Source organism: Shewanella sp. SM21 (assembly GCF_025654335.1).
Lineage (GTDB): Bacteria > Pseudomonadota > Gammaproteobacteria > Enterobacterales > Shewanellaceae > Shewanella > Shewanella oncorhynchi.
This window is the reverse complement of the sequence record NZ_JAKKRL010000017.1, coordinates 1-25660: the sequence shown is the minus strand read 5'-3', so window position 1 is coordinate 25660 and position 25660 is coordinate 1. Positions and strand designations below refer to the sequence as shown.

14 protein-coding genes are annotated in these 25660 nt (G+C 45.1%); 10 read left to right on the top strand and 4 right to left on the bottom strand.

Translation table 11 applies throughout. The features are described 5' to 3' along the window. Positions 1 to 66: 66 nt before the first annotated feature. Both L5L94_RS21845 and nadC read right to left on the bottom strand, forming a co-directional pair. The gene (locus L5L94_RS21845; RefSeq protein WP_317629653.1) at positions 67 to 429 is read right to left on the bottom strand and encodes a prepilin-type N-terminal cleavage/methylation domain-containing protein; all 363 of its coding nucleotides are present in this window, start codon (positions 427 to 429) and stop codon (positions 67 to 69) included. A 749-nt stretch (positions 430 to 1178) separates the two neighbouring features. After that, positions 1179 to 2060, bottom strand: a complete 882-nt coding sequence (gene nadC, locus L5L94_RS18910) for a carboxylating nicotinate-nucleotide diphosphorylase (protein ID WP_263164579.1) — start codon at positions 2058 to 2060, stop codon at positions 1179 to 1181. Between the two features lie 258 nt (positions 2061 to 2318). Here nadC and ampD point away from each other — a divergent pair, with 258 nt between their 5' ends. The 9 genes from ampD (at position 2319) to L5L94_RS18865 (ending at position 20630) form a co-directional block, all read left to right on the top strand. Then, a complete protein-coding gene (gene ampD, locus L5L94_RS18905) occupies positions 2319 to 2882 on the top strand; it encodes a 1,6-anhydro-N-acetylmuramyl-L-alanine amidase AmpD (protein WP_263164577.1) in 564 nt (187 codons plus the stop codon). An 81-nt stretch (positions 2883 to 2963) separates the two neighbouring features. After that, positions 2964 to 3815 carry a beta-lactamase regulator AmpE gene (gene ampE, locus L5L94_RS18900; protein WP_263164576.1) on the top strand — a complete coding sequence of 284 codons (852 nt, stop codon included), beginning with the start codon at positions 2964 to 2966 and terminating at the stop codon, positions 3813 to 3815. 316 nt (positions 3816 to 4131) lie between these two features. Further along, a complete protein-coding gene (gene pdhR, locus L5L94_RS18895; RefSeq protein ID WP_105250401.1) occupies positions 4132 to 4884 on the top strand; it encodes a pyruvate dehydrogenase complex transcriptional repressor PdhR in 753 nt (250 codons plus the stop codon). A gap of 81 nt (positions 4885 to 4965) precedes the next feature. Next, positions 4966 to 7632, top strand: a complete 2667-nt coding sequence (gene aceE / locus L5L94_RS18890; RefSeq protein ID WP_263164575.1) for a pyruvate dehydrogenase (acetyl-transferring), homodimeric type — start codon at positions 4966 to 4968, stop codon at positions 7630 to 7632. A 12-nt stretch (positions 7633 to 7644) separates the two neighbouring features. Then, a complete protein-coding gene (gene aceF, locus L5L94_RS18885; RefSeq protein ID WP_263164574.1) occupies positions 7645 to 9675 on the top strand; it encodes a dihydrolipoyllysine-residue acetyltransferase in 2031 nt (676 codons plus the stop codon). A gap of 147 nt (positions 9676 to 9822) precedes the next feature. Continuing rightward, positions 9823 to 11250 (top strand): dihydrolipoyl dehydrogenase, encoded by a 1428-nt coding sequence (gene lpdA / locus L5L94_RS18880; protein ID WP_263164573.1) that lies wholly within the window; start codon positions 9823 to 9825, stop codon positions 11248 to 11250. 139 nt (positions 11251 to 11389) lie between these two features. Beyond that, positions 11390 to 15862 (top strand): EAL domain-containing protein, encoded by a 4473-nt coding sequence (locus L5L94_RS18875; RefSeq protein WP_263164571.1) that lies wholly within the window; start codon positions 11390 to 11392, stop codon positions 15860 to 15862. Between the two features lie 281 nt (positions 15863 to 16143). Beyond that, positions 16144 to 18360: a patatin-like phospholipase family protein gene (locus tag L5L94_RS18870; protein ID WP_263164569.1), complete on the top strand. Its 2217-nt coding sequence runs from the start codon at positions 16144 to 16146 to the stop codon at positions 18358 to 18360. A gap of 227 nt (positions 18361 to 18587) precedes the next feature. Continuing rightward, complete coding sequence (locus tag L5L94_RS18865) at positions 18588 to 20630, top strand: M13 family metallopeptidase (protein WP_263164567.1); 2043 nt, start codon at positions 18588 to 18590, stop codon at positions 20628 to 20630. Between the two features lie 80 nt (positions 20631 to 20710). Here L5L94_RS18865 and L5L94_RS18860 read toward each other — a convergent pair whose 3' ends face one another. Then, on the bottom strand, positions 20711 to 21052 hold the full coding sequence (locus L5L94_RS18860; RefSeq protein WP_028759308.1) for a DUF2845 domain-containing protein: 342 nt from the start codon (positions 21050 to 21052) through the stop codon (positions 20711 to 20713). 95 nt (positions 21053 to 21147) lie between these two features. Beyond that, entirely contained in the window at positions 21148 to 21807 is a 660-nt protein-coding gene (gene hxpB / locus L5L94_RS18855; RefSeq protein WP_113940780.1) for a hexitol phosphatase HxpB, read from the bottom strand. Between the two features lie 434 nt (positions 21808 to 22241). Between hxpB and acnB the strand changes: the two genes are divergently transcribed. Next, positions 22242 to 24839: a bifunctional aconitate hydratase 2/2-methylisocitrate dehydratase gene (gene acnB, locus L5L94_RS18850; protein WP_173496220.1), complete on the top strand. Its 2598-nt coding sequence runs from the start codon at positions 22242 to 22244 to the stop codon at positions 24837 to 24839. Positions 24840 to 25660: the final 821 nt, after the last annotated feature.

The following is a 25660-nucleotide window of genomic DNA, read 5'->3' as shown; positions in this document are numbered from 1 at the left end:
CTACAACCTATAGCATTTTTCTAAAAAAGAACACCTTGCTAACAAGGTGTTCTTTATAAAAAGAAATTAGCTAGCAGCTACACATGAAGCAGTTGCCATAGTACATGTAATATTTTTGACAGGATCTGATTTCGGTACATAAACTCTTGTTGTGTCAGCAGCTGCAGCAACCGGGCCGCTAGCACAAGCTGATGCAGAGTACACTGGTAAAGGGGTGATTTCACCAATAACTGCAGCAGCATATGCTTTTTCGAATGAAGCAGCTTCTGATAAGCATGAGTTAACTTTACCTTTATTCACATAATCCTTATACGCAGGAAGTGCGATCGCGGCTAAAATACCGATAATGGCGACAACGATCATCAGTTCGATCAGAGTAAAACCCTGAGCTTTTTTATTTAATGCTTTGTTTAAATTCATGGCCTTCATTTTTCTCTCCAGCTAACTATTTAGTGACTTACTGTGGTTGAATAGAGTGTTTAACCTAACCGCTGTTTTACTCTATAAATTGTTTTATCTCATCAAACTTTATTACTCATTTATGTCAATAAAATCATTTATATGATCTATGTAACATTAACAGTACACCGATGATCTTGAATGACCCATGTGTAATGACTCATGCTGATTTATCCAAGCTAGCTTTGCTAAATTAGCACTAAGTTAATGCTGGGTTAGCGCTTGTTTGAATAAATTGTTTCGGCAACCGCACCTTAGGCTAACGTTTTCAAAAATATGCCTCTCAAAAAACGTGAACTAGGCAATTTTAAAAAGAATCCCAGTGCTGACCTTAGGTGAGGTTGACCAAACGGCCATCTCGCCTTGGTAAAAGTTAGTACAAAGTTAGGTAAAAGGAAACAAAAATTAAGTATAAAGTACTAATAAAGTGTTGTTTTTGTATAAAAGTCTAACTTATCGACATGTTAGGTTATAACAACTTTTTGACAATCTCAGTTTAGCTGGCGTGTCTTTCGATGTTGTCAAATTGGTGACATGAAATGGTGGCGGGTTGGGTGCTTCGTGAGGGTGAATGCTGAGTATGATAGTGCAGGCGTGATTTTGCATTTGGTTTGCAGGAGCCCTACAAAACAAATGCACTTCGCCTTAATATTTTATGAGTGGAATGTGCTTACGGTACTTTGCGAGAACATTCCACTGCCATTTAACATCTAGCGGTTTTAAGCTTTTAATCTGAGTGATAAATCTAAGGCGCGAACATGCTTAGTGAGTGCGCCAACTGAGATATAGTCCACCCCTGTTTTGGCAAATTCGGCCAAGGTATCTAAGGTTACATTGCCAGAGACTTCAAGCTTAGCGCCGGCGCCTTTAGCTAGGTACTGGTTATTCATCTCTACGGCTTCGACCATCTTAGTGATGTCGAAGTTATCTAACATTATGATATCTGTGCCAGAGTCGAGTGCTAAGGCGAGCTCTTCGAGTGACTCCACTTCGACTTCAACGGGTTTATTCGGGTACAAGCTGCGGGCGGTATCTACGGCTTGGCGAATACCGCCACAGGCCATAATGTGGTTTTCTTTAATCAAAAAAGCATCATATAAACCAATACGATGGTTTTTTCCGCCACCGCAGGTGACGGCATATTTTTGTGCCGTGCGTAGGCCTGGAATTGTCTTGCGAGTATCCAACAAGCGAGTGTGAGTCCCCGCCAGTTTATCGACATAATGTTTGGTTAAGGTGGCAACACCAGAAAGTGTTTGGATAAAGTTCATTGCCGTGCGTTCGCCAGTGAGAATAGCGCGCGCAGGACCTGATAATTCACATAATAGCTGGTTGGGTAATACTAGATCGCCATCATCCACATGCCAATGCAGTGCGACTTCACCACCGAGTTGGTTAAAAACCTGCTCTGCCCATGCTTTACCACAAAAAACGCCTTCTTCACGGGTGATTAAAGTGGCTTCAGCGTACTTATCGGCGGGGATCAACATTGCTGTGATGTCGCCATAAGCGATGGCTTTGGTTTGATCGTTGATTTCGGTGCCACCTAAGTCTTCACTGAGGGCTGATTTTACTGATTGGCGGATATCGTTTTCTAACATAAGCGGAGTCCTTGCATTACGGCCTACTTGCATTTTAGGTTAAGATTACCACGGCCTTAGGTCTCACGGAACAGGTTGGAAGATTGAGCAAAAGGAGTAAGCTGCAGCCTTATTTAAATTGATAGTGGATGGTTTGCTCCATGATCTCAATGTTAAAAGATAGCTCAGTCAGTAAGTTCCGTGCGCAGGGTTTCTTCTTTGCTTGGAGGAATACTGTTAGAGTAAGCAGTAATATGTGGCATAGAGGATAAGCTCATAATGCGGTTTGATTCGGGTTGGTGTGATAGTGCGAGGCGTTGTGAGTCGCCACATTTTAATCAACGTCCCTTGAATGAAGTGAGTTTGTTAGTGATCCACAATATTAGTCTGCCCGCAGGCTGCTTTGGATTACCTTACATTGATCAATTATTTCAAGGGTGTTTAGATACTAATGCCGATTCCAGCTTTGCACCGCTCAAGGGCTTGCAAGTGTCGGCGCACTTTTTGATCCGCCGCAATGGCGAGCGTGTCCAATATGTAAGCTGTAATGACAGGGCTTGGCATGCTGGGGTGTCTCGTTATGGCGAGAGAGAGAATTGTAATGATTTTTCCATTGGTATTGAACTGGAAGGCACAGATGCTGAGCCTTACACTCCTGAACAATATCAGTCACTTATCGAGTTAACACAAGCCCTACTGGTAGAATATCCATTGCTGAGTATTGAACGGATTGTGGGTCATTGTGATATTGCGCCAATGCGGAAAACGGACCCAGGGCAAAGTTTTGATTGGGAAGGATATTTAGGCAAGTTAAAGGAATATACTCAGGCGTTGCGCTCTTAGTTAATCACTTAACTTTTTGGATTTTAGACGTATTCCATATAAACCTAGACTATTTATGGACAAATTATAGAGGTACAGCCCATGGCATTATTTTCACTCTTGGTCGCCATTTTAGTGGAGCGACTTAAATTTCTTCCTTCATCATGGCAATTTGATCGTTTACTGCAATCCTATCAGACAACATTTTTTGGTGATAAAGCGTCACTGACAAGCGTGATGATGGCGTTGGCGTTAGTGCTACCAGCCTTGTTGGTATATGTTTTATCTTGGTTAGTGGCGGGAATGTTTTGGGGCTTATTAAGTTTAGCCCTATGGATTGTTGTGGCCGTGGTTTGTTTTAACCATCAGAAACAGCGTGATATTTTCAAAAAATATATGCAAGCCGCTTGTCGCTCAGACGTCCAAGCTTGTTACCATTATGCCGCCGAACTCGATTGTAGCGAGTGTTTGGATGCTGTATCCGAGAAAGACCTTGGTGCCAAAGTGGGCCAAAGTGTTGCTTGGATTAACTATCGTTATTATGGTGCAGTGGCGCTGTTTTTCATTTTTTTAGGTCCAGTCGGTGCTGTACTGTATTGCACGGTACGTTTTTATGCCGAAGAGAATGCCCGTAAATCCCTAGAGCTACCCTTAGTCAATGAAGTGGTTACGCTACTGGATTGGTTACCGAGCCGGATTTTCGCCTTTGGTTATGCCTTAAGTGGTCAATTTAGTGAAGGTTTAGCGGCGTGGCGCCGTAATGGATTGACCTTAAATGTGAGCGCTCGTACTGTGGTTGCTGAAACGGCATTAGCGGCACAACCTTTACCAGAGGTCGCAAGTGCACCTATATGTGTACAATCAACCTTAGCATTATTAGTGCTCAGTAAACGTAACTTTACACTTATTGTTGCAATACTTTCATTACTGACCATTTTTGGATTGGTGAGTTAAAAGAAGGATGCTTTGCAGCTAGAATCGAGAACGCTTCGCTGCTAGGGTGTCGTTGTGCTCCTTCTAGTCTAGAATCTAGAGCCTAGCATCTATCCGCTGCGCTTTTGGCAGCGCCTAGTGGGCGAAGTCCGTGCTTTTGTCAAATGGTCTGACCCCATAAACATTTTTTTCCGCTATGCTCTCTCTTCGTGGGTGCTTTTGATCGAGATCGCTTTTAAGGAGTGATCTTCAATCTGGACATCAAAACGCTGATTTGATAAAGTGCGCTCACTCAAAAAAATTGGTAAGACCAATTTACAATGGAGCTGAGCGCCTGATGGCCTATAGTAAAATTAATCAGCCAAAAATTTCTGACGTGATCATGGCGCAATTAGAGCAAATGATCTTAGAGGGGAGTTTACAGCCCGGTCAGAAGTTACCGCCTGAACGCGAACTGGCGATCCAGTTTGAAGTGTCTCGACCTTCTTTGCGTGAAGCTATTCAAAAGCTTGAGGCAAAAGGACTGTTAATGCGCCGCCAAGGCGGTGGTACTTATGTCAAAGAACAACTCTGGCAGACCCTTGCCGATCCTATTGTTGAACTGATGAATTCAGATCCAGAGAGTCAGTACGACTTACTGGAGTTCCGCCATGCCACCGAAGGCATGATGGCCTATTTTGCGGCCCTGCGTGGTACCGACGCCGATATGCAAAATATCAAGCGTATGATCCTCGAGGTGGAAGCCGCCACCGATATCGAACAAAAAGCTGCTGCGATTGTGCGTTTTTATCGTGCTGTGGCGGAAGCGTCACATAACGTGGCTATGTTACACCTCGTTCTTAGTTTAACCCCTGTGCTGCATCAAAATGTGGCGCAAAACCTGGAGCTTTTAAGCCGCCGCGAAGAAGCTTCTACTATGGCTAACGATCACAGACGGGCCTTGCTCGCTGCCATCGTTCGTCGTGATCCCGACGCCGCCAGAGAAGCCTCGAATGAACACTTAAGTTACATCGAAGAGGTGATGTTATCTGTGCGGGAAGAAGATAGCCGGTTGCAGCGAAGCTTGCGCCGTTTAAAGAGTGGCGCTTAAGTTCTGTGATTTAGCTGCCAGCTAAATCGGAATATGCCGCAAACACCATTCATTATCATGTATATAGAGAAGGACAGTGTCATGTCTGAAGATATGCTACAAGACGTAGATCCGTTAGAGACTCAGGAATGGGTTGATGCCCTGCAAGCCGTGTTGGAACAGGAAGGCCCAGAGCGCGCGCATTTTTTACTAGAAAAGCTGATCGATAAAGCGCGTCGTAATGGCACTCACTTGCCTTATAACGCCACAACGGCTTACCTGAATACTATCCCTGCGGGTCAAGAGCCGCACATGCCTGGCAACCAAGAGATGGAACGTCGCATTCGCGCCATCATCCGTTGGAACGCTTTAGCTATGGTGCTTCGTGGTTCTAAGAAAGATTTAGAATTAGGCGGCCATATTTCAAGCTTCGCCTCAAGCGCGACTATTTATGACGTATGTTTTAACCACTTCTTCCGCGCACCCAATGAAAAAGACGGTGGCGATTTAGTGTATTTCCAAGGCCATATTGCCCCTGGTATTTATGCGCGTTCATTCTTAGAAGGTCGCTTAAGCGAAGACCAACTGGCTAACTTCCGTCAAGAAGTGGATGGTAAGGGTCTGTCTTCATACCCACATCCAAAACTGATGCCGGATTACTGGCAATTCCCAACGGTTTCTATGGGCTTAGGTCCTATCCAAGCGATTTATCAGGCGCGTTTCCTGAAATATCTGACTGACCGTGGTCTGAAAGATTGTTCAGCACAAACTGTTTACTGTTTCTTAGGTGACGGTGAGTGTGATGAGCCAGAAGCCTTAGGTGCGATTGGTTTAGCGGCCCGTGAAGAATTAGATAACTTAGTCTTCATCGTTAACTGTAACTTACAGCGTCTTGATGGCCCTGTACGTGGTAACGGTAAGATCATCCAAGAACTTGAAGGCGAATTCCGCGGCGCAGGCTGGGAAGTCGTTAAAGTGATTTGGGGTCGTTACTGGGATCCATTATTAGCCCGTGATACGAGCGGTAAGTTACTGCAGTTAATGGAAGAAACCGTTGACGGTGAATACCAAAACTGTAAAGCCAAAGGTGGCGCTTATACACGCGAACACTTCTTTGGTAAGTATCCTGAAACGGCCGAAATGGTGGCTAACATGTCAGATGATGACATTTGGCGCTTAAACCGTGGCGGTCATGATCCAGTGAAAGTGTACGCTGCCTTAGATCACGCACAAAAAACCAAAGGTCGCCCAACGGTGATTTTAGCTAAGACTGTAAAAGGTTACGGCTTAGGTGATGCGGGTGAAGGTAAAAACATCGCTCACAACGTGAAGAAAATGGGTATCGAGTCTATCCGTTACTTCCGCGATCGTTTCAATATTCCGATCCCAGATGACCAGTTAGAAGATCTGCCTTTCTATCACCCAGGTCCAGATTCTGAAGAAGTGAAGTACATGATGAGCCGTCGTGAAGCGCTGCATGGTAGCGTGCCACAACGTCGTCAAAAGTTCACCGAAGAGATGGAAGTGCCGTCACTGAAGATTTTCGATTCGATTTTACAGGGCTCTAACGGCCGTGAAATTTCATCGACTATGGCATTCGTTCGTGTTCTGACAGCTCTGCTGAAAGACAAGAAAATTGGCAAAAATATTGTGCCAATTATTCCTGACGAAGCTCGTACTTTCGGTATGGAAGGTTTGTTCCGTCAAGTGGGTATTTATGCTCACGAAGGCCAAAAATATATTCCGCAGGATTCTGACCAAGTTGCTTACTACCGTGAAGACAAAACCGGTCAAGTATTGCAAGAAGGGATTAACGAACTCGGCGCTATGTCTTCATGGGTATCAGCAGCGACGAGCTACTCAGTCAACGATACACCTATGATCCCGTTCTACATCTACTACTCAATGTTCGGTTTCCAACGTATTGGCGACATGGCTTGGGCTGCGGGTGATATGCGTGCTCGTGGTTTCTTAGTCGGTGGCACTTCAGGTCGTACAACGCTTAACGGCGAAGGTTTACAGCATCAAGATGGTCATAGCCACGTATTGGCGAACACTATCCCTAACTGTATTACTTACGATCCAACCTACGGCTACGAAATCGCCGTTGTGGTACAAGATGGTATCCGTCGTATGTACGGCGAAAATCAAGAAGATATCTTCTATTACTTGACCACAATGAACGAAAACTATGAGCAACCAGCCATGCCAGAAGGCGCGGAAGTGGGCATAGTAAAAGGTATCTACAAGTTAGAAACGGTTGCGGGTTCAGGTAAAGGCAAAGTTCAGTTAATGAGCTGTGGCACTATCCTTGAACAAACTCGTAAAGCGGCGCAAGCACTGGCGAAAGACTTTGGTATTACTGCCGACGTATTCAGTGTGACCAGCTTTAACGAATTGACCCGCGATGGTCAAGCCGCTGAGCGTTGGAACATGCTGCACCCAACCGAAACGCCAAAACAATCGTATATCAGCCAAGTGATTTCAAGTGATGCACCTGCAATCGTCGCGACTGACTATATGAAGATTTACGGCGAACAGTTACGTGCTTATATTCCTACCGATTACAAAGTATTAGGTACTGACGGTTTCGGTCGTTCAGACAGCCGCGAGAATCTGCGTCACCACTTCGAAGTGGATGCTAAGTTCATCGTTATTGCGGCGCTGAAATCACTGGTTGATCGCAAAGAGCTGCCTGTCGATGTGTTAGCAAAAGCCATTAAAGAATATGGTATCGACGCTGACAAGATCAATCCACAGTACGCGTAAGAGGCAATAAAAATGGCTGAATTAAAAGAAGTTTTTGTTCCTGATATCGGCGGCGATGAAGTGCAAGTGATCGAAATTTGTGTGGCTGTGGGTGATACCTTAGCTGCAGAAGAATCGATTCTTACCGTCGAAAGCGACAAGGCGACTATGGATATTCCAGCGCCTTTCGCCGGTGTTTTAGCCGAATTGAAAGTGGCTGTGGGCGATAAAGTATCTGAAGGTACATTGATTGCTATGATGCAAGCGGCGGGCGCGGCAGTTGCCGCTCCGGCTCCAGTTGCAGCACCCGCTCAGGCGGCACCAGCATCTGCACCGGTTCAAGCGGCTCCTGCCCCTGTGGCTGCTGCTCCTGCGACGGGCGCAACCAAAGTGGTTGAAGTCACTGTGCCAGATATCGGTGGCGACACTGATGTATCGGTTATCGAAGTATTGGTTGCTGTCGGTGACACGATTGAAGTTGATAGCGGTTTAATTACCCTAGAAACAGACAAAGCGACGATGGACGTGCCATCACCTTTCGCGGGTGTGGTTAAAGACGTTAAAGTTGCAGTTGGCGATAAAGTGTCGCAAGGCTCTTTAGTCATCATGCTTGAAGTGGGCGGTGCTGCACCTGCTGTGGCTCCAAGCGTTAGCGCGGCAGCTGCAACTGTGGCCCAAGCTGCTCCTGCCGCTACGGTAGCGCCAGTGGCCGCAGCACCTGCTGCACCAGCGGCAAGTGTGGTTGCGGTAAAAGAAATTCAAGTGCCGGATATTGGCGATGCCAGCAATGTCGATGTGATCGAAGTGCTCGTCTCTGTCGGTGATGAAATCACTGCCGACCAAGGTTTGATTACGCTTGAAACTGACAAAGCCACCATGGAAGTGCCTGCGCCATTCGCCGGTAAACTGCTGTCTTTGACTGTTAAAGTGGGTGACAAGGTTTCTCAAGGTAGCGTCATTGCGACGATTGAGACGACTTCTGTTGCAATAGTAAGTGCGGGTGCAGCTCCAGCAGCGGTAGCTCAAGCTGCTGTTCCAGCTCCAGTGAGCGCTGCACCCGTTGCAGCCCCAACACCTGCAAGCCGTCCACCAGTACCCCATCACCCAAGCGCAGGTACACCTGTGTCTACTGGTGCGGTACATGCGTCTCCTGCGGTACGTCGTTTAGCCCGTGAGTTTGGTGTCGACTTGACCCAAGTGACAGGTTCTGGCCGTAAAGGTCGCATCATGAAAGAAGACGTACAGGCGTATGTGAAATACGAACTGTCGCGTCCGAAAGCGACTGCGGCAACTTCTGTTGGTTCAGGTAATGGCGGCGGTCTGCAAGTGATTGCAGCACCTAAAGTTGATTTCAGTAAGTTTGGTGAAGTGGAAGAGATTCCATTAAGCCGTATCCAGAAGATTTCTGGCCCTAACTTACACCGCAACTGGGTGACTATCCCTCACGTGACTCAGTTCGATGAAGCTGATATCACTGAAATGGAAGAGTTCCGCAAGCAGCAAAACGATGTAGCGGCGAAGAAAAAAGCCGATTACAAGATCACGCCTTTAGTGTTTATGCTGAAAGCTGTGGCTAAAACGTTGCAACAGTTCCCTGTGTTCAACTCGAGCTTAAGCTCTGATGGCGAATCACTGATCCAGAAAAAGTATTTCCACATCGGTGTGGCGGTTGATACGCCAAACGGTTTGGTTGTGCCAGTCGTGCGTGACGTGGATAAGAAAGGCATTATCGAGTTATCTCGTGAACTGGCTGATATCTCTATCCGTGCCCGTGATGGCAAGCTGAAATCTGCTGATATGCAAGGTAGCTGTTTCACCATTTCAAGTTTAGGTGGTATTGGCGGTACGGCGTTTACGCCTATCGTGAACTACCCAGATGTGGCGATTTTAGGTGTGTCTAAATCTGAAATTAAGCCTAAGTGGAATGGTAAAGAGTTCGAACCTAAATTGATGTTGCCGCTGTCACTATCATACGATCACCGCGTGATCGATGGTGCCATGGCTGCACGTTTTAGTGTAACGCTGTCAGGAATTCTGTCCGATATTCGTACTTTGGTTCTGTAAGCATATAAGGCTGCTCATCTTGAGTAGCCTTTTGTTTATTGTGATCAGTATCAAACACAGGTTAAAATGCGCCCACCTTACGCGCTGGCGCATTTTCGGTTGGCAGGATAGCTCCTCCAACGGATTGAATGAGAATTAGAGGAAAACATGAGTAACGAAATCAAAACTCAGGTAGTGGTATTAGGTGCAGGTCCTGCAGGTTATTCTGCGGCTTTCCGTGCTGCTGACTTAGGTCTGGAAACCATCATAGTTGAACGTTTTAGCACTTTAGGTGGCGTGTGTCTTAACGTGGGTTGTATCCCATCTAAAGCCTTACTGCACGTTGCTAAAGTTATCGAAGAAGCCAAAGCGGTTGCCGCTCACGGCGTGGTCTTCGGCGAGCCAACTATCGATTTAGATAAGTTACGTGGCTTTAAAGAAAAAGTCATTGGCCAATTAACTGGCGGATTGGGCGGCATGTCCAAAATGCGTAAAGTTAACGTGGTTAACGGTTTTGGTAAATTCACTGGCCCTAACACGCTAGAAGTGGTTGCTGAAGATGGCACTGTGACTAAAGTGACTTTCGAGCAAGCGATCATTGCAGCGGGTTCTCGCCCAATCAAACTGCCATTTATTCCGCATGAAGATCCACGTATTTGGGATTCGACTGACGCATTAGAACTGAAAGAAGTTCCAGGCAAGTTGTTAGTGATGGGCGGCGGTATTATCGGCCTAGAAATGGGTACTGTGTACGCTTCTTTAGGCAGTGAAATCGACGTGGTTGAAATGTTCGACCAAGTGATCCCTGCGGCTGATAAAGACGTTGTTCGCGTATTCACTAAGCAAATCAAGAAGAAATTCAACCTGATCCTTGAAACTAAAGTCACAGCGGTAGAAGCCCGTGAAGACGGTATCTATGTTTCTATGGAAGGTAAGAGCGCACCAACTGAAGAAGTCCGTTACGATGCCGTATTGGTAGCAATTGGCCGCGCACCTAATGGCAAGTCGTTAGATGCTGAAAAAGCAGGTGTTAACGTTGATGAGCGTGGCTTTATCAAGGTTGATAAGCAACTGCGTACTAACGTACCGCACATCTATGCAATTGGTGACATCGTTGGTCAACCAATGTTGGCTCACAAAGGCGTGCACGAAGGCCATGTAGCGGCTGAAGTTATCGCTGGCATGAAGCACTATTTCGATCCAAAAGTCATCCCATCTATTGCTTACACTGACCCTGAAGTCGCTTGGGTTGGTCTGACTGAGAAAGAAGCGAAAGAGCAAGGTATTGCTTACGAAACCGCAACTTTCCCATGGGCTGCAAGTGGTCGTGCGATTGCGTCAGATTGTTCTGAAGGTATGACTAAGCTGATTTTCGACAAAGACACTCACCGCGTGATCGGTGGTGCTATTGTGGGTGTTAACGGCGGCGAGCTGTTAGGCGAAATCGGTCTAGCGATTGAAATGGGTTGTGATGCTGAAGATTTAGCATTAACCATTCACGCTCACCCAACACTGCACGAATCAGTAGGCTTAGCGGCTGAAATGTACGAAGGTTCTATTACTGATTTGCCAAACCCAAAGGCAAAGAAAAAGTAATTTAGCTGTCGATTAAAAAAGCGCTCACTTGAGCGCTTTTTTATTGCCTGTATTTTTTTGTAACTTTTATGTAAACAAGCGGGTGAATTGAAGGGATTGAGCTGCTACAGTACAACTATGGTATGCGGTAAGTTGTCACATGCAAACAAAAATAATTAGAACAATTCTGACATGTTTCATCCTTTCACTGATTAGCGTCCATTCGGCTTGGGCGGGCGGCTTCGTGCAGCGTGTTTTTACCGATAGAGACGGTTTAGCTGTCACCAGCATCCGAGGTTTAGCCTTAGATGACTACGGTTTTGTATGGGCAGCGACTGAGCAGGGCTTGTATCGGGTCAGTAATTCTAAGGTGCGGCGCATTGATAAAATTGGCACGGAATCACGGCTTGCGGATGACTTTTTAACGACAGTGGTGAACATCGACCGAGACAAGTTATTGGTCAGTACCAATGCCGCGATTTACCTTTACGATATAGTACAAAATCAATTTACCGCGTTTGGTTCTCCCTATCTATTCCCGCAGTTTCCAGGTGGTGCGCTGATATCGGCAGCCCGCAAGAATAGCAAAACATGGCGATTATTAATTGATAATGGTCAGATCTATGAGTTTTCTCCTTCAAAGTCTGAACTGCGCCTTATCACCCAATTAGCTGTTAATCGCGACCTTCCTTGGCGCAAGTTATTACTTATGCCCAATGGACACATGTTGGTTGCGGGGCAGTTGCAGCTAGAACTTCTCGATAACAAGGGCGAACGGCTGTTCCAATACCCTTGGACCGAATCTATGGGCAGTATTCTCGATATGTTGGAGGATACTCAACATAGGATCTGGATTGCGACAGGGCGTGGTGTTTATCAATTAGATCAAATCGCTCATCAAATTACACCTGTGCCAGAATTACCCGATTGGAGCACAGCGATCATTGAAGATGCTAAAGGGTATTTGTGGTTTGCCAGTCGTATTGGCTTGTTAAAATGGTCGCCTGAGACGCGGTTGATTGAGAATTATCAGCAAGAGTTGAAGGCTGAGGCCAACATGGAAACGCTGAAAGCCATGTTGTTTGATGATGCAGGCTTGATGTGGGTTGGAGGCTCTGGTGATGGATTGGCATTGTTAGCGTCACCGCCTGATTTCATTCTTGATACTTATGCGGCAGATGAACCCTATCAGCTGAGCGATGCCATGACTTGGTCTGTACATGCCAGTGATGAAGGGGTTTGGCTCGGTTCTTCTAGTTTAGATTTTGTTGCTAAGGGCAGTAAAAAAGCGGTTAACATTCCGATTGAGGGGTTTAATCCCCACGAAAGTATTTATGATATTAGTGAGTTTGAGGACCATTATTTACTGATCTCAACAACCAGTGGTCTTTTTGTTATTGATAAAGAGACCTTGCAAGGCAGCAGTTTTTCTAAATGGACTCACGGTCAGGATGACTTTAAAAATAAGCTCATATATAAAACTTATCGGGATCCCAAACTGAAAGGACGTGTCTGGATTGCGACTACCACGGGACTCTATTTTTGGGAAATGGGACTCTATGAGCCCCAGCCATTTGATATTGATAAGTCATCGAACGAATTTGATGGCCCCAAGCGGCCAGTGATCCGCACGATTTATCGTACCTCTGACGGTCGTCTTTGGGTTGGCGGTAAAAAAGTCTTTGGTTACATAGACAGTCAAAACGAGTTTCATGATCAACGGCACTTATTTAATGCTTTTGCGGCACAACCAACGATTAGCCATATTGAAGAAATGTCCCCGGGAATTATCTGGTTTGGTTCCTATGAAAAAGGTTTGTTTGAATATCAGCAGCAGGCGGAATCGTTAGTTTCACTGACTTCCGAATGGCAATTAAATTGTAGTTCAGTGTTTTTTATTCAAAAGACCCCTAAGTCAAATCTTGTGGGTTGTGCTGATTCTTTGATTCGTCAGGATATTCAAACTGGCAATATCGCCATGTTTAATCAACTCGATGGTTTGATTTCCGATGAAATGAACGAGGGCGCTTATTTTTATTCGCCAAAAACAGGCTTTTACTTAGGAACACCTGAAGGTGTGATGCGACTCGATGTCAATAGGCTGGTCAATCGTATAACCGATGACCATGTGATGCTTGAATCTGTCTCTGTGTACTATAACAACACGACAGAAGTATCCTTGTTGCCGCGTAACCTGATGACCATCAAACCCGATGCGAATATGGTGAGTTTTCAAATCACTAACTTAGATTACCTCGATGATTCGCCAATCCAATTTAAATACCGATTACGCTATCAGGATGAAGATAGCCATTATGTCTTGTTGCAGGGGGAATCTCAGATCAACCTCGCAGGATTAGCTGCGGGTGGCTATGTGTTAGATGTTTTAAGTCAAGTTAATGGGATATGGTCAGATAAGCCGTTCTCTTATCCTTTTTATGTTGAGCAGCATTGGTGGTTATCCCAAGGTTTTAAAGGTATTTTGCTGCTGTTATTTTCAATTATTGCTTTAAGTCTTGCTTGGTATCGACAACGACAGATCAATACATTTAAGCAGATGAATCTGGCATTAACGGAAAGTGAGGACAGGTTAAGGCAGTCTTTGCGCGGCAGTGACTCAGATCTCTGGGAGTGGCATAAAAATACTCAGGCATTTCACCTTGATAATCGCGGTTCGGTGCTTGGTACGCATGCCAATGAGATTGTGGTGAGCTTAGAGGATTTGCCTGTGCATCCGCAGGATAGGGAGAAAGCTCTCGCTCAGTGGGACAACATGATGGCGGGTGAGATTGACCGATTCGAGGCCGAATATCGCTATCAGCGTAAGGACGGTAATTGGGGATGGCTGAGGGTTAGAGGGCGGCCAGTTGCTCGCAATAAGCACTCAAATGAAATTGAACGGGTCGCGGGTATTTATAGCGATATTACTGTGCAACGCCAGCTAGAAGATGAAATTAATTTATTGGCGAAAGCGTTTGGCAATACCTCTGAAGGTGTGTTGATTTTAGATGTCGAAGGCGGTATTCGCGTTGCGAATTACGCTGCGCAACAAATTATTGGTATAGATTCTGACGACTTAGTCGGGCAACCATTTGCACAATTCGTACAGATGAATGACGGATTAGCATCGGAAATCAAGCAACTTCTCCGTGATAGTCAGTCTTGGACTGGAGAGCGGGAGTTAATCCGCGCCAATCAGCAACTTTGTCCTGTGTGGCTAAACGTGTCGGTGATGCAAAGCATTAACGGGAAAGTAACCCACTATGTGGTGGTATTTTCTGATATCACGGAGCGTAAACGTACTGAAGCCGATTTACGCCGTTTGGCTAATTACGATGTGCTTACTGGGTTGCCAAATCGCTCCTTATTTTCTAGCCGTCTATTACAGTCGATTCAAGCTGCGCAGCAAACAGGTGAGAAACTGGCGCTACTGTTTTTAGATCTCGATAGATTTAAGCATGTTAATGATTCCTATGGTCATAGCATGGGCGATGCACTGCTGGTCGAAGCATCAAGCCGACTGCAATCTTGTATTTCCAGCGAGCATTTACTCTGTCGTTTTGGTGGCGATGAATTTGTGATTTTACTCCGCAATGCAAACAGCATTGACGATATTAACCATGTCGCCGAGCGCCTGTTGGAGCAAATTGTCGCGCCTTTTAAGTTATATGGTCGGGAATTTTATATTTCGACCAGCATAGGCATCAGTATTTGGCCCGACGATGCGGTGCAGCCTGAGGCTTTTATCAAGAATGCCGATCTTGCTATGTACCATGCCAAAGAAGAAGGGCGAGGCAATTTCCAATATTATTCCTCGGAGCGTAATGCTCAAGCCCTCTATCATTTACGGCTTGAGGCCGATTTACGCAAAGCCATAGAACGGCAAGAGTTCGAGCTTTATTACCAGCCGCAAATTGATATTTTACGTAACGATAAGCTCATAGGAATGGAGGCATTAATTCGCTGGAAACATCCGCTGGACGGCTTTATTCGTCCCGATATTTTCATCAAAGTCGCCGAGGCCTGCGGTTTAATTGTTGATATTGACCGCTGGGTATTAAGACAAGCCTGTGTGCAGGGAGCCAATTGGACTAAGCGCTATGGCTCGGGCTTTAAGTTGTCGGTTAATATTTCGGCGGTGCATTTTAGGCAGCCAGATTTTATTGAAGATATTCAAAGAATTTTACAAGAAACCCAAATGCCAACAGCATCTTTAGGATTAGAAATCACCGAAGGCGTATTGATGAAGGAGTTGCATGTCGCTAAAGACCATCTGACTCGATTGAAATCTTTGGGGATCGAGGTTGCCATCGATGACTTTGGTACTGGGTATTCTTCACTTGCTTATTTGCGTAATTTTGAGGTCAATACTCTAAAAATTGATCGCTCCTTTTTGATTGATATCGCCACTAATACCGCAGATCAGGCGATTGTGAGCAGTATTATTGAATTAGCCCGTAACCTTAAATTAAATGTGGTTGCTGAAGGGATTGAGACGGTTGAGCAGTTAGAGCAAGTCTTTAGCCGTGGCTGTTATATTATTCAAGGGTATTATTTTGCTAAGCCTATGTGCGTTGATGATTTTGAGCGCTATTTAGAGACAGATAACAAAATCGTCTCTATTGATCATTAAGCTAGAAACATAGTCTATTATTGGCTCGCGAATACTTAATATTTGTACAGCTGATGGGCAATCGTCTGCACGATATAAGCCTGTGAGCTTGAGATGTAAACGTTATCGTCTTCAGTGGTGATGGATATTTTGTTTAGCGGTTTATTCAATTAAACTTCATCTGTTTGTATAAAGAGTACACAAACTTATCACTAGTCGGTCCAGATAAAATATGACTGACGGTTAAATCGATAAGTTTGTTAATATAACTCGGATTTTTATCCCATAAAAAGTAGCCTCACATGATGCGTCAACTACTCGCTTCTATTATTTTGTGTTTGTGTGTTACCCCGTCTTTGGCTGCAGAGCGCCTTAAAATTGGTGTCGTACTCAGTGGTGGTGGTGCTAAAGGCGCCGCTCACGTGGGCGTGCTCAAAATATTAGAAGAACATAACATCCCAGTCGATTATATCGCGGGCACCAGTATAGGCGCCTATGTCGCTGGCATGTATTCACTGGGTTACAGTGCGAGTGAAGTGGAAGCTATCATGATGGGGGTCAACTGGGACAGTGGTTACTCGGACACCATACCGCGCAATATTTTGAGTTACAGGGATAAACAGTTACGTGACCGTTACAATATTCCGTTAAACATTGGCTATAACGAAGGCCAAGTGAGGGCGCCAAGTGGTCTGCTACGTGGACAGACTATGTCACAACTTTTACGTCAGTCGACAGATCTGGTACAGCAATTTGGTCATTTTGATGATTTAGCCATTCCCTACCGAGCGGTTGCAACCGACTTAGAAACTAGCTTACCTGTGGTGATTAGTCACGGCAGTATGGTTAAAGCCATGCAAGCGTCTGCAACTGTACCTGGTGCACTTCAGCCCGCACAAATTGAAGGCAAGTTATTGGTCGATGGTGGTATTGCTAATAACATGCCCGTCGATGTGGTTAAGGCCATGGGAGCCGATATTATTATCGCCGTCGATATTGGCTCGCCTCTGGTTAAAAAAGATAAATTAGACAGTACTATCGCAGTGCTTGATCAGCTCTCTAATTTTTTGACCAATGCCAGCACTGAAAAACAAAAACAATTACTGACAGATAAAGATGTATTGATCCGACCCGCGATTGACGCCCTCAGCACCACTGATTTCACTATTATGCCGCTGGCATTAACCCTTGGAAAAGAAGCCGCTAATGGTCAGCTTTATAAGTTGAGCAGTATGAGCGTGAGCCCCGAGGAATATGCCGCCTACGTCGAGGATAAAAAAGCCAAAGGTAAATTATTAATGGCGGATGTACGTCATCCCATTAATGAAATCGTATTTGAAAACCAATCTAAGGTGAGTTTGAATCTCTTGACGGAAACCTTGAATATTAAACCTGGGCAAGCTGTATCTAAAGACGAGCTTAATGAGGCGTTAAAGCGTATTTACTCCCTCAATAAATTTGAGCGTGTCGATGCTGAATTTGTAGAAGGTGAGGATGGCCGCATACTCACAGTCACCACTAAGGCTAAGTCTTGGGGGCCGAATTATTTCCAACTGGGCTTTAATTGGGAGGATGACTTTAATTCAGAATCTGCCATCAGTTTTGATATGGCTTATACCATGACCGATTTGACCTTTAATGGTGGCGAGTGGCGCAATGAGGTGAAGCTCGGCATTGAAAAGTTGTTTGCAACTGAGTTCTATCAGCCTTTAGACAGGGACCAACAGTTCTTTAGCCGTGCCCGTTATCAATACGATACCCGTGATTGGGACTTATACGATAATAACAGTCGTATCTTAACCTTCGACAAGAAAACCCATACGATTGAATTAGGCATAGGTTATAACTACACCTTACAAGGGATGATTGAGTTAGGCTTAGTCGCAGAGAAGGGGTCGATAGTCAATGATGTTTGGCTAACGCAGGACTTAGATTTTAGTTCCTATGGTGCTTACTTTAGGTTCGGTTACGATAGCTTAGATAGCATTAGCTTTCCAACATCAGGTAATCGCGTAACCTTAAACGTCTACGTGCGCAATGAAGATTTCAATGACAGTATCGACGATAATCAAAACCAATTTAGTGTGCAAATAGAGGCCGACTGGAAAGGTGCCTTGAGTGTAGGTAACCACGCTTTTGTTGGTAAGGCATCGATTGCTACCAACAATAATGATGGTGTCAATACGCTGCATTTATCCGAGCTGGGAGGATTCTTAAACCTGTCTGGTTACCATAAAGACTCCATTATGGGCGCACATAAAGTGTTTGGGGCCTTTATTTATCAATATGATCTCGGGCGTGATGCGCTAGGTATGACAGATTATCCTCTATACCTAGGTTGGAGCTTAGAGGCGGGGAATGTCTGGGACGAGCGTACTGACGTCACCCTGACCGATCTGATTTATGCATCGAGTCTTTATATCGGTACAGATACTTCCATGGGACCCGCGGCACTTGGTTTTGGGATCACAGATCTTGGTGATAAGTCCTTCTATTTATTTGTGGGTAAAAACTTCTAGTTTGAGATTTGTGTAAAGAACTTAAGGGCATGACTGAGGTTGTGCCCTTATTTTTTGGTCGATGGAAAACCTATAAGCGTTATCCCATGGAAGTTATCTTGCCGAAATAGCTAAGAGTGTCGCTAAAGTGTCATATCCTTTTACAAAATCTTACTACTGTGAGGCGTGTCAAGATGCTAAGGTTTTGCGGGAAAAATAATAACTCTCAACGGAAGCTGGGGAAAACAATGAAGAAGATAAGCACACTGGCACTGAGTATCGCCTTGAGTTTAGGTTTAGCGGCTTGTAGTACTGAGCCTAAAACTGAAGCCGTCGCGGTGTCTGGTATTGAATTGCAAAACTTTGATGCCTCAGTTCGCCATCAAGATGATTTCTATTACAGCGTTAACGGAAAATGGTTGGCAAATACGCCTATTCCTGCTGACAAATCTAACTATGGCGCGTTTTCTGTGTTGTACGACCAAAGCCAAGATGCATTGAAGAAAATTATCGACGAAGCGGCCGCTAAAAAGAATCCTGCCGCAGGCTCGAATGAGCAGAAAATCGGTGATTTCAATGCCAGTTTCATGAATACCGATTTACTTGAAACCTTAGGTGTTACACCACTAAAGCCTTTGCTGGCAGATATCGCAGCCGTAAAAACGCACGCTGACTTACCCGCTGTGATGGGCAAATTACTGACGAAGGGTTCTGGTATTCCTTTTGGTTTTTACGTCAATAATGACGCTAAAAACTCAACTCAGTATGCGGTGTATTTAAGCCAGTCAGGCCTCACGCTACCGGATCGCGATTATTACCTTAAAGATGACCCTAAATTTGCCGCTAATCGTCAAGCCATGGCGAAGTATGTGACAGAGATACTGACTGAAGCAGGTTACAAGGACGCTAAACGTGCGGCTAAAAACGTCGCTGACATCGAAATGATGATCGCCAAAAGTCAGTGGAGCCGAGTCGAATCCCGTGATGCCAACAAGGCATACAACAAGTTAGATCGTGCTGAACTGCAAAAGTTAACCAGTCAATTCGATTTTAATGCCTTTGCTGCGAGTGCGGGCTTAGGCGATAAAGTGACTGAAGTGATCGTGCGTCAGCCCTCTTATTTTGAAAAACTCGGCGCCAGTTTCGAGACATTCCCAGTATCGGCTTGGCAGGATTATCTTGCGTTCCACTTAGTGGATAGCTACGCCGAGTTACTGAGTAAAAACTTTGTTGATTTGAACTTCGCCTTTAAGAGCAAAACCTTAATGGGTATCGAAGAGCAGCAGCCACGCTGGAAAAAAGCAGTTGATGGTGCTGACCAAGTGATTGGTGAGTTAGTGGGTGAAGAGTATGTTAAGCAATACTTCAAGCCAGAAGCTAAAGCGCGCATGGAAACTATGATCAAAAACTTGATCAAAGGTTTTGAAGTCAGCATTAATGAACTTGAGTGGATGACGCCAGAAACCAAAGTCGCCGCCCAAGAAAAACTGGCTAAATTTACTTACAAAATTGGCTATCCAGATAAATGGAAAGATTACTCAGGTTTAGATATTAAGGCTGACGAGTTAGTCGGTAACTACATGCGTTACGCTCAGTTTGAATATCAAGACATGATTAACAAGCTAGGCAAGCCAATTGATCGTACGGAATGGGGCATGACACCACAAACGGTGAATGCTTATTACAGTCCAGTGAAAAACGAAATTGTGTTCCCTGCTGCGATTCTGCAACCGCCATTCTTTAATATGGATGCCGATGATGCCGTTAACTACGGTGGTATAGGTGCCGTGATCGGCCATGAAATTAGCCATGGTTTTGATGACCAAGGCGCTAAATACGATGGTGATGGCAACCTGCGTGATTGGTGGTCAGATAAAGACAGAGAAGAGTTCCAAAAACGCGGTAAGCAGTTGTCTGCGCAATACTCAGGTTATGAGGCAATGCCCGGCAAGTTTGTTAATGGTGATTTGACCTTAGGGGAAAACATCGGCGACTTAGGTGGTTTAACCGTTGCGGCACGTTCGTATTTGATGAGCCTTAACGGCAAACCTGCACCTGTGCTCGATGGTTTAACGGGCGAGCAACGCTTCTTTGTGGGTTGGTCGCAAGTATGGCGCCGTAATTACCGTGATGAAGAGCTGAGCCGTCGTTTGCTGACAGATCCGCATTCACCAAGCCATTATCGTGCCATGGGTACGCCACGTAACGTGGAAGCCTTCTATAAGGCCTTCGATATGAAACAAGGCGATAAAATGTATTTAACACCAGATGAGCGTGTGAAAATTTGGTAATACATTCATTAGATTGAAATAAGAAAAGCCAGACAATGTCTGGCTTTTTTATTGATGACCATAATCTAGGATGCTGCCGATTAATGTCCGTAACCTAAGGATTCGATTTTAGTGACTTTATTATCAGTGGCATACAGGCGACGCATTAAGCGTGTTGGTCCAAAGTCATAGGTCCATTCTTGATACTCAGTTGGCAACTTGCTGGGATCGATCACCCTGTCTCCGTTAGCGTTGAGATAAGTCGCGGGCAGACTGTATTCTCGAATATCACTGGGCGAGCCGCATTTATCCTGCACAGTCGTTAAAGTATCGCCCGTATTGATCACTTGTTGTTTACAGTGCATGGTCTCACCTGCACTAGCGGGTAAACAGGTGGACATGAGTATTAAGCCCATGGGCAGTATTAAGGACAGGTATTTCACATTGAATTCCTTCTGGTGCATACACCATTGTGCTATTTATCCGTAGGGCAAAGACTAAGCTTATCCGCCCTGCAGAAACGCAGTGTGTTGTGACGTTATTTTGCCAAAATTGTTGTTAATGCCAACAAACTCTCGGCCTGATGATGGGCGATAATCCACTTAGCATCGCCTCTTTGTTCTGGCGCAGGGATCGCGACCGTTTGCATGTTGGCTGCTCTGGCGGCAATTAAGCCGTTAAAGGAATCTTCGATGGCAAGACAACAACGGGGATCAACATCTAACGCCTTAGCGCAATTCAAATAAACTTCTGGGTGGGGTTTGCCATAGGTGAGTCCCTCGGCCGATTGTACTGCCATAAATTTATCACTGAGTCCTAGCTTAGAAAGAACTGCCTCAATAATAGTGTAGAACGACGAGGTCGCTAAGCCGATTTTAAGGCCAAGCGCTTGGCAGTGATCAATCGCTTCGTGGACGCCCAGCATAGCTTCGCCGCTAACCAGAATTTCATTTGCAACTTTATCAACAATCGTTTGGCTGACCTTGGCATTATCATAGTGTGGCCAAGGTGCCTTGTGGTACCAATAATCGACGCATTGATCGATGCGTAAGCCCGTGGTTTGTTGAATCGTTTCTATCGTCACTGGCACGCCGAGTGCGGATAACACTTCATACTCGACTCGCTGCCATAGGGGTTCTGAATCGATTAAAACGCCATCCATATCAAAAATAACGGCTTGAATGCTAAGGGATGTCATTGGTACTCCGATGGACTAAGGAAATAACTGAGATATGCAGTAAATTAAGCCTGAGTGTAAGTTCTTGCACTGCATCTTAAAAGCCAAAATGCAGCAAGATGAGAAAAATTTATACCTATTTGCTCTGGGGCGCGGAAAATTGCTTGTTCGATTTAAAATTAATGAAACATTGTTAACTATTTGTAGTGTATGGTTTTTTGTCTGTTTTCAAACTATTGTCTAATTTCACTTGTTTTAATCTTCCCGTAAGTTGGCATTCGCCGCCGGATTTAGTCCTTATTTCGCTTTTTGCCGAGTGTGACCTGATTCATACTTTTGCAAAGCTGTAGTATACTGCAGGCCGGAAATACGGGTCGATCATGTCGGACTGTCAGCTTCAATTAAGAAGACGTGCAGTTTCGTTGTTAGAGCGCCAAACAAAGAGGAATGTTGCCGTGCTAGAAGCATATCGTAAACACGTCGCAGAACGTGCTGCAGAGGGCGTAGTCCCTAAGCCATTAGATGCACATCAAGTGGCTGAACTGGTTAAGTTAATTCAAAACCCACCCGCAGGTGAAGAGGCTTTCGTTCTCGACCTGCTTGAAAATCGAATTCCCCCAGGTGTTGATGAAGCCGCTTATGTTAAGGCTGCTTTTTTAGATGCGGTTGCCAAAGGCACTGAAAAATCACCGATTCTGTCTGCTGAGCGTGCTACTGAGTTATTAGGCACAATGCAAGGCGGCTACAACATCGAACCTCTGATCGCGCAGTTGGATAATCCAGCGTTAGCACCTTTAGCCGTTAAAGCGTTATCTCACACTCTGCTGATGTTTGATTCTTTCCACGATGTGGTTGAGAAGATGGAAGCGGGCAATGAGTTTGCTAAGCAAGTGGTTGAAGCGTGGGCGAATGCAGATTGGTATTTAAGCCGTCCAAAACTGGCCGACAAAGTCACTCTGACAGTATTTAAAGTTTCTGGTGAAACCAACACCGATGACTTGTCACCTGCACCAGATGCATGGTCACGTCCTGATATCCCATTGCACGCGTTAGCTATGCTGAAAAACGCCCGTGATGGTATCGAGCCTGATGTTGCTGGCGCCGTTGGCCCAGTGAAAAAAATTGAAGCATTAAAAGCACAAGGTCATCCATTAGTATATGTGGGTGACGTTGTGGGTACGGGTTCATCACGTAAATCTGCGACTAACTCAGTACTGTGGTTTATGGGCGATGATATTCCATTCGTACCCAACAAGCGCGCTGGTGGTTTCTGCCTTGGCGGTAAAATTGCACCGATTTTCTTCAACACTATGGAAGATGCGGGCGCACTGCCAATCGAGCTTGACGTAAACAAGATGGAAATGGGCGATGTGATTGACATCTACCCATACGCCGGTGTGGTTAAGCGTCACGATAGCGACGAAGTGATTTCAGAATTCAGCTTAAAAACTGAAGTCTTGTTAGACGAAGTTCGTGCTGGTGGTCGTATTCCATTGATCATCGGTCGTGGTTTAACTGACAAAGCCCGTGACGTATTAGGCTTAGGGTTATCTGACGTCTTTGTACGTTCTCAAGATGTCGCTGATACTGGCAAAGGTTATACACTTGCACAGAAGATGGTCGGTAAAGCTTGTGGCGTAGCGGGTGTGCGTCCTGGTCAATACTGCGAACCTAAGATGACGTCTGTCGGTTCACAAGACACGACAGGTCCTATGACCCGTGATGAGCTGAAAGATTTAGCTTGTTTAGGTTTCAGTGCTGATTTGACTATGCAGTCATTCTGTCACACTGCGGCTTATCCAAAGCCAGTGGATGTGAACACACATCATACTCTGCCAGATTTCATCATGAACCGCGGCGGTGTATCACTGCGTCCAGGTGACGGTGTTATCCACTCATGGTTAAACCGTATGCTGCTACCAGATACCGTTGGTACGGGTGGTGACTCACATACGCGTTTCCCAATTGGTATTTCATTCCCAGCGGGTTCTGGCTTAGTAGCATTTGCTGCTGCGACTGGCGTTATGCCACTCGACATGCCTGAATCCGTATTAGTGCGCTTCAAGGGCAAAATGCAACCGGGTATCACACTGCGTGATCTGGTTCATGCTATCCCATTAAAAGCCATTGAACTGGGCATGCTGACCGTTGAGAAGAAAGGTAAAGTAAACATCTTCTCTGGTCGCGTACTGGAAATCGAAGGCTTAGAATCACTGAAAGTTGAACAAGCTTTCGAACTGTCTGATGCTTCAGCTGAGCGCTCTGCTGCCGGTTGTACCATCAAGTTAGACAAAGAACCTATCATTGAATACCTGAACTCAAACATTATCATGCTCAAGTGGATGATCGCTGAAGGTTATGGCGATCGTCGTACGATTGAACGTCGTATCAAAGGCATGCAAGAGTGGTTAGCCAATCCTGAGCTGATGAGCGCCGATAAAGATGCTGAGTACGCTGCAGTAATCGAAATCGACCTAAATGACATCAAAGAGCCAATCCTGTGTGCGCCAAACGATCCTGATGATGCCGTTTTACTGTCATCTGTTGCGCAAACTAAGATTGATGAAGTGTTCGTAGGTTCTTGTATGACTAACATTGGCCACTTCCGCGCAACCGGTAAGATGCTAGACAAGTTTGCTAAAACCCTGCCAACACGTCTGTGGATTGCACCACCGACTAAGATGGATAGAGATCAGCTGACTGAAGAAGGCTACTACGCGATTTTTGGTCGTGTAGGTGCGCGCATCGAGATCCCTGGTTGTTCACTGTGTATGGGTAACCAAGCACGTGTAGCTGAAGGTTCAACTGTGGTATCGACTTCTACCCGTAACTTCCCTAACCGTTTAGGTACAGGTGCTAACGTTTACTTAGCCTCTGCTGAATTGGCTGCGGTTGCTGCACTGTTAGGTCGTCTGCCGTCACCTGAAGAATATCAAGAATACGCTAAAGAGTTAGATGCAACAGCAGCTGACACATACCGTTATTTGAACTTCGATCAAATCGAGTCTTACACAAAAAAAGCATCGGAAGTGATCTTCCAGACTGCCGTGTAATCGATTGCCGTTAAGGTAACTTGATGTAAAAAGCCAGCGTAAGCTGGCTTTTTTTGTGGGTTTGTTTTATTTCTACATCTATATGCACCAATGAACCCTATCATAGTCATGCCTTTAGTTTTTACACACAAACTCGTTACTTACTAATGGTCAGGCGTTGTCGCCATTAAAACAAATCCATTTAAGCCGATCCGTTGGTCAATCTCGCGCTTAGCCCCATTTAATCTTCATTTTAAAAGACGAAAGTCTTCTATTTTTATAACTACCAACAAATCATCTAATGGCTTTTGGCTATACAGAATGCGAAACAAAGGCGCAGTCTTGGCTGAATTGTGGATAACTTTGGGGGGTAAGTTGTGGGTATGGTGTGGCTAGATTAGATAATTAGAATTAACTGCAAATTTCCTGAAAATAGGGGTTGCACAAAATCTCCTGCTGCCTATAATGCGCATCCACTGACACGGCAGACAGCGTTAAGCAGCCTGGTGTGACAGTTCATTGATGAGTTTACTGATTGATGAGTGTTGAGAAAGTTTGCAAAAACTCCTTGACGCGAAACGGGAAATGCGTAAAATACGCAGCCCTAGCCAACTGGAAGCGTTCGGCGCTCAGTGTGGTACTCAAGTTCTATTACGAATATTGAGTTGCTCTTTAACAAGATAAAACAAGAAATCTGTGTGGACACTCACAGGTGTTGAGTTAATCGAAACTGCTTAACCTTCGGGTTGGCAGTCAAAAATTTAAATCAATGTAACAATGAGTGTTCATAGCAATATGTACAGTTTGTTTCTTTAGTTAGAAACAAAAAATCAGAATTCATT

Coding starts and splice junctions, on each gene's coding strand:
- nadC (WP_263164579.1), bottom strand. CDS start 2,060: ATGTTAGAAAACGATATCCGCCAATCAGTAAAATCAGCCCTCAGTGAA.
- ampD (WP_263164577.1), top strand. CDS start 2,319: ATGCGGTTTGATTCGGGTTGGTGTGATAGTGCGAGGCGTTGTGAGTCG.
- ampE (WP_263164576.1), top strand. CDS start 2,964: ATGGCATTATTTTCACTCTTGGTCGCCATTTTAGTGGAGCGACTTAAA.
- L5L94_RS18875 (WP_263164571.1), top strand. CDS start 11,390: ATGCAAACAAAAATAATTAGAACAATTCTGACATGTTTCATCCTTTCA.
- L5L94_RS18865 (WP_263164567.1), top strand. CDS start 18,588: ATGAAGAAGATAAGCACACTGGCACTGAGTATCGCCTTGAGTTTAGGT.
- lpdA (WP_263164573.1), top strand. CDS start 9,823: ATGAGTAACGAAATCAAAACTCAGGTAGTGGTATTAGGTGCAGGTCCT.
- aceE (WP_263164575.1), top strand. CDS start 4,966: ATGTCTGAAGATATGCTACAAGACGTAGATCCGTTAGAGACTCAGGAA.
- hxpB (WP_113940780.1), bottom strand. CDS start 21,807: ATGACATCCCTTAGCATTCAAGCCGTTATTTTTGATATGGATGGCGTT.
- L5L94_RS21845 (WP_317629653.1), bottom strand. CDS start 429: ATGAAGGCCATGAATTTAAACAAAGCATTAAATAAAAAAGCTCAGGGT.
- pdhR (WP_105250401.1), top strand. CDS start 4,132: ATGGCCTATAGTAAAATTAATCAGCCAAAAATTTCTGACGTGATCATG.
- L5L94_RS18870 (WP_263164569.1), top strand. CDS start 16,144: ATGATGCGTCAACTACTCGCTTCTATTATTTTGTGTTTGTGTGTTACC.
- aceF (WP_263164574.1), top strand. CDS start 7,645: ATGGCTGAATTAAAAGAAGTTTTTGTTCCTGATATCGGCGGCGATGAA.